Source organism: Candidatus Desulfatibia sp. (assembly GCF_036446775.1).
GTDB lineage: Bacteria > Desulfobacterota > Desulfobacteria > Desulfobacterales > UBA11574 > Desulfatibia_A.
In genome coordinates, this window is record NZ_JAZFTO010000336.1 from 1 (window position 1) to 9316 (window position 9316).

9 protein-coding genes are annotated in these 9316 nt (G+C 44.5%); 6 read left to right on the forward strand and 3 right to left on the reverse strand.

The genetic code is table 11. The features are described 5' to 3' along the window. A partial coding sequence (locus V3S16_RS15695) for an ABC transporter ATP-binding protein (protein ID WP_413886623.1) occupies window positions 1-1639 on the forward strand: 1639 nt, incomplete at its 5' end. 101 nt (window positions 1640-1740) lie between these two features. On the opposite strand, the gene V3S16_RS15700 is transcribed toward V3S16_RS15695, so the two are convergent. After that, the gene (locus V3S16_RS15700) at window positions 1741-2784 is read right to left on the reverse strand and encodes a uroporphyrinogen decarboxylase family protein (protein ID WP_413886625.1); all 1044 of its coding nucleotides are present in this window, start codon (window positions 2782-2784) and stop codon (window positions 1741-1743) included. Further along, the gene (locus V3S16_RS15705) at window positions 2785-3567 is read right to left on the reverse strand and encodes a DUF169 domain-containing protein (protein ID WP_413886627.1); all 783 of its coding nucleotides are present in this window, start codon (window positions 3565-3567) and stop codon (window positions 2785-2787) included. Between the two features lie 95 nt (window positions 3568-3662). On the opposite strand from V3S16_RS15705, the gene V3S16_RS15710 reads away from it, so the two are divergent. The 5 genes from V3S16_RS15710 to V3S16_RS15730 all read left to right on the forward strand — a co-directional run bounded on the left by V3S16_RS15710 (window position 3663) and on the right by V3S16_RS15730 (window position 8804). Further along, the gene (locus tag V3S16_RS15710; RefSeq protein ID WP_413886629.1) at window positions 3663-4016 is read left to right on the forward strand and encodes a hypothetical protein; all 354 of its coding nucleotides are present in this window, start codon (window positions 3663-3665) and stop codon (window positions 4014-4016) included. Between the two features lie 500 nt (window positions 4017-4516). After that, on the forward strand, window positions 4517-4855 hold the full coding sequence (locus V3S16_RS15715; protein ID WP_413886631.1) for a sensor histidine kinase: 339 nt from the start codon (window positions 4517-4519) through the stop codon (window positions 4853-4855). Continuing rightward, on the forward strand, window positions 4821-6764 hold the full coding sequence (locus V3S16_RS15720; RefSeq protein ID WP_413886633.1) for a response regulator: 1944 nt from the start codon (window positions 4821-4823) through the stop codon (window positions 6762-6764). Before V3S16_RS15715 ends, V3S16_RS15720 begins: the two co-directional genes overlap by 35 nt. Window positions 6765-6984: 220 nt before the next feature. After that, window positions 6985-7152 (forward strand): hypothetical protein, encoded by a 168-nt coding sequence (locus V3S16_RS15725; protein WP_413886635.1) that lies wholly within the window; start codon window positions 6985-6987, stop codon window positions 7150-7152. 299 nt (window positions 7153-7451) lie between these two features. Next, window positions 7452-8804 carry an ATP-binding protein gene (locus tag V3S16_RS15730; RefSeq protein WP_413886636.1) on the forward strand — a complete coding sequence of 451 codons (1353 nt, stop codon included), beginning with the start codon at window positions 7452-7454 and terminating at the stop codon, window positions 8802-8804. A 272-nt stretch (window positions 8805-9076) separates the two neighbouring features. On the opposite strand, the gene V3S16_RS15735 is transcribed toward V3S16_RS15730, so the two are convergent. Continuing rightward, on the reverse strand, window positions 9077-9316 hold a 240-nt coding region (locus tag V3S16_RS15735), incomplete at its 5' end, for a hypothetical protein (protein WP_413886638.1).

Below are 9316 nucleotides of genomic sequence, written 5' to 3' on the forward strand. Positions count from 1 at the left end.
GAATATGAGCAAATTACTGAAAATTAAAAACCTGAATATTGAAGGATACAGTGATGAGAAATGGATGCCGATCGTCAACGGCATCGATCTCACGCTGGACAGAGGCGAAGTTTTAGGGCTGATCGGGGAGTCCGGTGCGGGAAAATCAACCATCGGGCTGGCGTCAATGGGTTACACCCGGCCGGGTTGTCGCATTGCCTCCGGGTCGATTGTTTTTGACGGCATGGAATTGTGCGGCGCATCGCGAGAGATCAAAAGAAAAATCAGAGGCACGCGTATCGCTTATGTGGCTCAAAGCGCTGCAGCTTCATTTAATCCGGCGCATCGGCTCATAAAACAGTTTGCTGAAGCACCGATCCAACACGGCTTGATGAATTTTTCCGAAGCCGAACAAAAAGGGATAGACATTTACCGACGTCTTCTGCTGCCGGATCCTGAGAAGATCGGTTACCGATACCCCCATCAGGTCTCCGGCGGTCAGCTTCAGCGCGCCATGGTGGCCATGGCCATGGCCTGCCAACCGGAAATCATCGTTTTTGACGAGCCGACAACGGCCCTGGACGTTACCACGCAGATCGAGGTTCTGGCCGCCATCAAACATATCACCAAGCAATTCAATATGGCGGCCATTTATATTACCCACGATCTGGCAGTGGTGGCGCAATTAGCCGACCGGATTATGGTACTGAGATACGGGAATCTTGTTGAAGAAGGTGATGCCAGACAACTTTTGGAAAATCCCAAAGAAGCATATACCAGACAACTGTTATCTGTTCGTACATTCAGGAAAGAGACGGATCGAGACAACAATAACGGCGATGTTATTCTGCGAGTTCAAAACGTGTCGGCAAGTTACACCGCAAAGGAAATTGTGCTCGAAGATATTAATGTTAAAATCAGACGCGGCCAGACCGTCGCGCTGGTCGGCGAATCGGGCAGCGGCAAAAGCACCCTGGCCAGGGTAATCACCGGTTTGCTGCCGCCGCTTCAGGGTAAAATTTTTTTCAAAGGGCAGGAACTGCCGCCGGCTTTAAAATCGCGCGATCGAGAAAGCCTCAGACAAATGCAAATGATTTATCAAATGCCGGATACGGCCCTCAATCCCAGACAAAAGATAAGAAAGATTATCGGCCGTCCCCTATCTTTTTACTTTGGCATGAACGGCAAAGAAAGAGAGGGCCGGATCATCGAACTTTTAGAGATGATCGAGTTGTCGGAAAAATATATTGAGCGGTATCCCGGGGAACTGTCCGGGGGAGAAAAACAGAGGATATGTATTGCCCGAGCCCTGGCGGCCAACCCCAGCTTGATTATTTGCGATGAAGTAACATCGGCTCTGGATCAACTGGTTGCCGAGGAGATATTGAAACTGTTGCAGCGCCTCCAAAACAACCTGGGTGTGTCCTACCTTTTTATAACCCATGATTTGGCAACAGTTAAAGCCATCTCCGATGAGATTGTCGTCATGTTGCAGGGCAGAATTATCGAGCAGGGCGAGAAGCAGGAAATTCTAACACCGCCTCATCATGAATACACGGAGCTTTTACTCTCTTCTATCCCGGAAATGAATCCGGATTGGCTGGACAACCTTTTGGCAAAGCGCCAGGCTACTACTGGACATAATATAAAACCGCCTTAGGCGATGTTATATATTTATCCGGTTCACCGCCATCCACTGCTTGGCCTGACACGTGTGATCAAAATTGCATCCCTTCAATCATTGCCCGGTAAAACCAGGGGCTAATTATAGCGACCGAGCTCATCAACGAGCGCATTAAACCAGTCAATCTTTTCCGGTGGGGCAATCGCCGGCACTTCGCAACCGGACGCCAGAATATATCCGCTGTCCCGGGGGGCTTTATCGATACAATTTATTATGGCCTGCTTCATCTCATCCCTGCTTCCGGTAAAAAAAAGATTTGTGTCCAGGTTGCCGATGAGGACCGCTTTACCCCGGGCTGCCGCCACCGCCTTTGCCAAATCCGTGGGTGCATCGATACTGATATTGGTCACGCCGGTCTTGACCATATCCTCTAAAATGGGATCCGCATATCCACAGATGTGAAGTCCCAGGCCAACCTGCTTGGCTTTGAAGTGGTCCACGATCTGCTTATGATACGGAAAGACGAAGGCCCGGTACATTTTGGGCGAGATAAGACTGCAGGAGGCGGGGGCTTCGGAATACCCGAGCCCCACCCCCAAGGGAATGATCGCTTCCGCAAATCTTATAGACGCCTGGGTGCAGAATTGCATGAGCTCATGGACATAATCCGGATCTTTTATGGCGTCCATGATGAGCTCGGTGGCTCCCCTGAGACCCAGCGCGATGGTCCAGGGCCCGGCGATCACCGCGGATATGATCGAATCGGTGATGATCTTTTTCGTCGCGGCCAAAGCCTCTAAATAACCGGGAAGGCGTCCGTCTTTATTCGGGTCCGGAAGCGTCAGGCTGCTCAGTTTGGTCTTGTCTTCAAGGGCTAATTTTGTGGAGATGCAAAGGCTGTCTTCGGGAAACTTGAGTTCGTTGCCGATGGCCTCTACGTCCGTGAGCAGGTCCCACATCATCAGAAGAATGTCCGGTTTGTAGCGCTCATAAGCGGCCACCTGAGCCTTCACAAAAATGTCAGGGTCCAACAACCAGTCCCTGATGGACGCACCCACAAGCTGGGCGTTGCACTGCCCCGTGAAGAGGTAGGCGGGGATGCGGTCAATCTGCGGTTGCGCATCCGTAAATGTCCTTTTAAAGGCGGCAGAAATTCTCTGCCTTCTTTTATATGCTTCCATCTATAATTCTCCCTCTTCCTCCCAGATTTTCATTTGTTCTTGATAAGAAGGGGGAAACGTTGCCTGAAAATTGAAGAAACTGGTAATCGGATAGCGGACACCGGCTTTATGGGTTTTGGCTAATCCGTCCAAAACCGCATCCATCTTGGCAACCGGGGCCAGGAAAGCCATCTCGTAATCCTGAGTCATCCCAAAGACTCTGTCGCCGTTTCCCGGGAGAACATAGCGGCATTCGTCATTTTTTATCACCGTAATAATGGATGCACATCCCAACCTTCCCATAGAAGAGGAATGCACCGCTCCCCCTTCATCATAAAGAGCCCCCTGAACCAGTCTCATAATCTGCGCCGGATTGCCGTAAATCATAAACAGATCCGGTTCAAAAGCCGCACGGTTCAAAGGCGCAACCAGGATATGGCTGTAATATTCGTACGCAAAACGATCGACAAGATCTTCTTTCTTTTTGCCAATCTCCTTGGAAGAAGCAAACATACCGGCGGCGATATTGCCTTCATTCCAAAAATCAATATTCTTGAAAAACCCAAAGGGAGCGGCTCCCAAAGAACATTGCATATCCTCTTGGCCCATCGCCACCGCCCAGCCTAATTTTCGTGCCATACCGATTCCCTGGCAGATGGCGACCTTTTTTTTCATCTGTTGAAAAGGCCGGCGCGTTCTTTCGGGTATTTCCGCTTCCGATTTCAACATCTTGATGGCCAGCGGGAAGGTCAGCGGTCGGATATAGGTATTTAAGGCTTGTTCCACTTCTTTCAAATTTACCATTATAACCTCCATAGGAAATAAATATTGTCCGTCTGATTTGGCCAGTGCGTTAAGAATCGCAAAAAGGTTGATAAGAATTCCCTTTTGGGAAGGGAGTGTATCGGAAATTTACGATTGTGCATGGAACTCATGTAAACCGCAATATATGGAAACCTATCGACCTCAATGACAACCGATACTCAGATATCAGAAGCGCGCCGGATCGTCAACCGTCGCATTTCATAAAACAACACAGAGTTACGTGTTTTTGGGACAAAACTTACCATCTGATCTCGATGGGCCGGCTGCTAAAAGTAGGCTTCGATCGGGTAGCCTGTCGAGAGCCCTTCGGCCTTGAGTCCTTCGACAGTGAGCTCAGGGCCGAACTGCTCGGGGCCGAAAGACCTCAAGGTCGAACGATCGGGATCGGCAAGATAGCCTTGTGTACCGCCGAAGTCTCATCTCCGTAGGTGGATCGGCGGCGGTGGTTGGCGGCGACTAGTCATATGCCGGGAACACATCAATTGGTTTTTATTTGTGCAAGACTAATGCAGGTATCTCCAAAACGGACGGGGTATAATTTTGGAGATACGTCATTATCACAACTTCGAGTGAACATAGGTACTTGCAAGCTATCACAGGACGGCACTCATTCTTAAAAAGTGTATATAAGCTGCCTTTAACTCGAAAAAGCTGCCCATTTCCTGGCCAGACCCAATCCCCTCCCTCCTTTCCATAACTTAAAAGAATTGACATACCTTCTGTAATTAAAGATAATTATCTAAATATAAGCCCTTCTTGCAAGACTAACCTACAACAAACAGAAACATTACCAAAGCTATAGGTATAAACCTTATAAAACCGGAATAGGCTCATACTCTATGAAGTTTAAAATATGTATGGTTCTTATTTGTCTTTCTGACAAAACGAGGATGTTTCATTCGACATTGAAAATGCTGTCCCATGCGGATTGATTATCAATGAGCTGGTTTCCAATTCCCTGAAACATGCGTTTCCACAAGGAAAAGAAGGTGAAATTAATATAAGCCTTCGGTCAATCAACGGAGATGAATTCGAGTTATCAGTCAGAGATGACGGGGTAAGTATTCCAGAGGATTTGGATGTCAGGGATACGGAGTCAATGGGTTTACACTTGGTCAGGGTATTAGCAGAACAGACACTTGAGGGGAAAATGGAACTAAATAGAACAGAAGGTACCCAGTTTCGTCTCTTATTAAAACGAGCAAAGTATAAACCAAGGAAAGGATTTGGTTATGGCAAAAGCACAGATATTGATAGTGGAAGATGACGGTATTGTCGCCATGGATATCGAAAGCCGTTTGAAGAATTTTGGATACTCTATTTCCGGCATAGTAAATTATGGTGAGAAGGCCATTGAAAAGGTAGAAGAACTTAACCCTGATTTGGTGCTGATGGACATTGTGCTCAAAGGTGAGATGGATGGGATTGAAGCTGCCGAAATTATTAGGTCTCGCTTTGGAATGCCTGTTGTTTTCCTTACCGCCTATGCCGACGAAGAAAGGTTTGAGCGCGCCAAGCTTACGATTCCTTTTGGCTATATTCTCAAACCATTCCAGGATAGAGACCTTAAGATCACCATAGAGATGGCTCTTCACACAGCTAAAGTAAATGCCGAGCGCGAGCAGGCGGAAGAAGCACTGAGGGAGAGAGAGGAGCGTTTCCGTTCTGTTGTTGAAAATACAGATGCAGGCTACTTTTTTATCGATCGAGATGGTTTTATCCAAGATGTAAATGAATCCTGGGTAAAAATGTATGGGTATTCTTCCACTGATGAAATTATTGGCAAGCATTTTACAATAATCCAGCAGGTTGATGATGTAGAGAGAGCTAAAAAATTTATAGCCGGGATAATGAGGGCAGATCCCAAGTATAAGACAGGAGAATTTAGCAGAAAATGTAAAGATGGTTCTATTGGGCATCACATTTTTTCTGCAAAGCCTGTCTCCCATTTTGGAGAAGTTGTTGGAATAGAAGGTTTTATCATCGATACTACCGAACGCAAACAGGCAGAGGAAGAAACAAAGAAACTCCAAACTCAATTACAGCAAGCCCAAAAAATGGAATCTATCGGCACGTTGGCTGGGGGTATCGCCCACGATTTTAACAATATACTTTTCCCAATTATTGGTTTTGCAGAAATGGCGCTGGAAGATACAGCTGAAGGCAGCTCGCTTCGCAATAGCATAAATGAAATTCTACACGGAGCCAAACGTGCCGGGGATCTGGTCAAACAGATCCTTACGTTCAGCCGTCAAGCTGATCAGGAGCTGAAGCCGCTGCAGGTTCATTTAGTTATAAAAGAAGTTTTAAAGCTTATAAGATCTTCATTGCCATCAACAATTAAGATTAAGCAATTTATCAAAAAAGATTGTGGTTTGGTTATAGCTGATCCGACCCAGATTCATCAGGTAGCCATGAATCTGATGACCAATGCCTATCATGCCATGGAGGAGGCTGGCGGCGAACTTGAAGTAACCCTAAAAGAGATTGAATTAGATGTCGAGGATTTAAGAGATCCAGTTATGACTCCTGGGACATATATTTGTTTGACTGTAGCGGATACCGGCATCGGCATGAGTAAGGCTGTCGCGAACCGAATATTTGATCCATATTTCACCACCAAAGAAAAAGGTAAAGGCACCGGACTTGGTCTCGCTGTAGTGCATGGAATCGTCAAAAGCTATAACGGTGATATAAAGTTTTACAGTAACCCGGGCCAAGGAACTGCATTTCATATTTATTTGCCTGTAATAAAAACCCAGGCTGAAACAGAGGAAATTGACACCATCACACCGGTTCAAAAGGGTACCGAAAGAATTCTGCTTGTCGATGATGAAGATCAGATTGTTCGCATGGAAAAGCAGATGTTGCAGCGGCTTGGATATCATGTTACGGAAAGAACCAGCAGTATTGAAGCTTTGGAGGCATTTCGGGCAGCCCCTGACAAGTTTGATCTTGTTATTACGGATATGACTATGCCGAATATGACCGGTGTTCAGCTTTCACAAAAACTTATGGCGATAAGATCAAACATACCAATCATTATTTGTACCGGTTTTAGTGAGCAAATTAGTAACGAGAAAGCAAATGCATGGGGAATCAGCGGATATATCATGAAACCAATAGTTAAAAGGAAACTTGCGGAAAAAATACGAGAGGTGCTGGATCAAGACTGAAAATCAGAGCGAATCAATTTTTATATCAAATTCATAAAAATGCTCAAACTGAGCCCAGACACATAACGCTTATCTCAACATATTGACATCATAGATATTTGTCAATCTCCTTTTATTCTATCTCTATTAATCTAAAAGCGCTTTAAACCTGTCGGTATGCTTTCAATCTGTGTCCAAAACTGACAATCTATATCTAATATACGAATGAAGTGAGGAAATCATGCCAAAGATATTAGCCATTGATGACAAACAGGATAATTTGATTACCATATCTTCATTATTAATGAACCTCATCCCTGACTGTAATGTTATAATGGCAGACTCAGGGGAAGTGGGCATAGAGAAGGCCAAGGCCACAACCGCTTACACCCGGATCAACACCATCTGACCATATTCGATACTTCAAGGGGGCGGGAACGAAATCTGCTCAGCTTATACCTTCCAACCCGCACAGCAATGGTCCTGCAACCCGCCTCGCCTGAATAATTATATTTTTTCATTGTGTTTATCTTCATGCTTATAAAGATATTCCTTGCTTTTTCCTTTATAACAACAAAGATATTCCCTGCTTATTTCTTTATGACAACAAACATTTTCCTTGCTTTTTTCTTTATTCAATGATATGCATAGTACCCTAATCAAGCTAAAATTCTATCAGGTTGCTAAAGATGGGGATGAGCACTGACTATGAAAAGGAAAATTGAAGCAAGATTACTTCAATGGAAAAACAAGAAATCAAGAAAACCTCTCCTCCTGCAAGGGGCGAGACAGGTGGGGAAAACATATGTTCTGGAAAATTTTGCCAACAACCAGTTTAACCACTCACATTATTTTGATCTTGAAGAATTAAAAACCGATCTGGCCCCAATTTTTCTTGATTCTTCATTAGATCCCAAACAATTGATAGATAAGCTCAGTTTTGTATCGGGGAAGTCAATTAATATTAAAAAGGATATATTAATCTTCGATGAAATACAGGCAATCCCCAGAGCAATAACTGCTCTAAAGTATTTTAGCCAGTCCATGAGCGGACTGGCAGTTGCGGCCGCCGGTTCAAATCTGGGTGTTGCACATAGTGAGGAGCCGTTTCCCGTCGGAAAAGTTGAAATTCTTCATATGTACCCAATGAACTTTGAGGAATTCCTTGCCGGAACGGGTGAAGAAATGGCGTTGTCGTTTTTGAAAAATTTTAAGGGTGGCAAGACCGATGATATCTACCACAGGCGTCTTTTTGATTTGCTGAAAAAGTATTTTATTACGGGGGGATTGCCTGAAGTCATAAGCAAATACACGGCCGGAAAAGATGAGCCCCTTGAAGCATTCAGGGCTGTACGGCAGCTCCAGAAGCAACTCCTTCTCCATTACGAAAGCGATTTTTCAAAATATGCCGGGAGTACCAACTCCCGTCACATTCAGCGCGTATTCAGGGTGATACCCCTTCAACTGTCAAATACACAGGATAAAAAATCAAAAAAATTTAAATTTAAGAATATTATCTCCAAGGGATACAGAAGCTATGATGACCTGGCGGACCCGATAGAGTGGTTAGTCAAGGCGGGACTTGCCTTAAAAGTGAATACGAATTTACATCCGTCGGTACCTGTTATGGCTGGCGCAAAGGAAAACAGCTTTAAACTCTTTTTATTTGACATCGGTTTGCTCGGAGCCATGATAAACCTGAAACCGGAAAGCATTCTGCGCTACGATTATGGATCCTATAAGGGCTATTTTGCTGAAAACTTTGTGCTCCAGGAATTGTGCTCCTATGGATTGGATACAATTGTCACCTGGTCCGGCAGGACTTCTGAAATCGAATTTGTGCTTGAAACTAACGGTAGCATCATCCCGGTGGAGGTAAAAGCCGGATTTAATACCAAAGCTAAAAGCCTGCAGGTATTTATTAACAAATACAATCCGGTTTACGCCGTAAAATTTACCGGCAATAAATTCGGTTGTGACAGGCAAAAAAGAATCTTCAATTATTCGCTGTATATGATTTTAAAATTTCCGGAGCTTTCAACAGAAAGCGCATTTTCCTAATATGAAAAAAATATCGGTTCAAATTTAAAATTTTTCATGCAGTTTTTAGGTACAATATGTTAGGTACAAAAACCGCCCGGATTTCACAAAAAGGTTCAACCTGAGTCCAGATACACAACGCTTATCTTTACATATTGATATCATAGATATTTTATCTAATTGCAAGGTGTCTGGTGTCGTGCAAGAGATTCGTAATCTCAATATTTTGTGCTTGAGCTACTTCTTTGATTATTGGAATAGCATTTACAATCTACACTCAAAATTGTATTGATCTAAGCAAGGACTATGGCAAGGAGTCCACAGTGCCGGGTTGATGATTCATGCATAAAACTTTGAATCGCGAAATATTCAAGATTTGGAACGGTAATCGCAAACGGAATTGAACGGTATGCCATAGTAGATGTAGGCAAGGAATCTTCTACGGCCACCTCATTCACCCTATGTCCACATCTTGTGTTTACGGCGAATGTTCCAATAACCTTCCATCTGATTTTTCCATCCTTTGTATTACC

Excerpts from the sequence above, each read along its gene's own strand:
- V3S16_RS15705 (WP_413886627.1), bottom strand. The coding sequence starts at position 3,567 with ATGGTAAATTTGAAAGAAGTGGAACAAGCCTTAAATACCTATATCCGA.
- V3S16_RS15720 (WP_413886633.1), top strand. The coding sequence starts at position 4,821 with ATGGCAAAAGCACAGATATTGATAGTGGAAGATGACGGTATTGTCGCC.
- V3S16_RS15725 (WP_413886635.1), top strand. The coding sequence starts at position 6,985 with ATGCCAAAGATATTAGCCATTGATGACAAACAGGATAATTTGATTACC.
- V3S16_RS15730 (WP_413886636.1), top strand. The coding sequence starts at position 7,452 with ATGAAAAGGAAAATTGAAGCAAGATTACTTCAATGGAAAAACAAGAAA.
- V3S16_RS15700 (WP_413886625.1), bottom strand. The coding sequence starts at position 2,784 with ATGGAAGCATATAAAAGAAGGCAGAGAATTTCTGCCGCCTTTAAAAGG.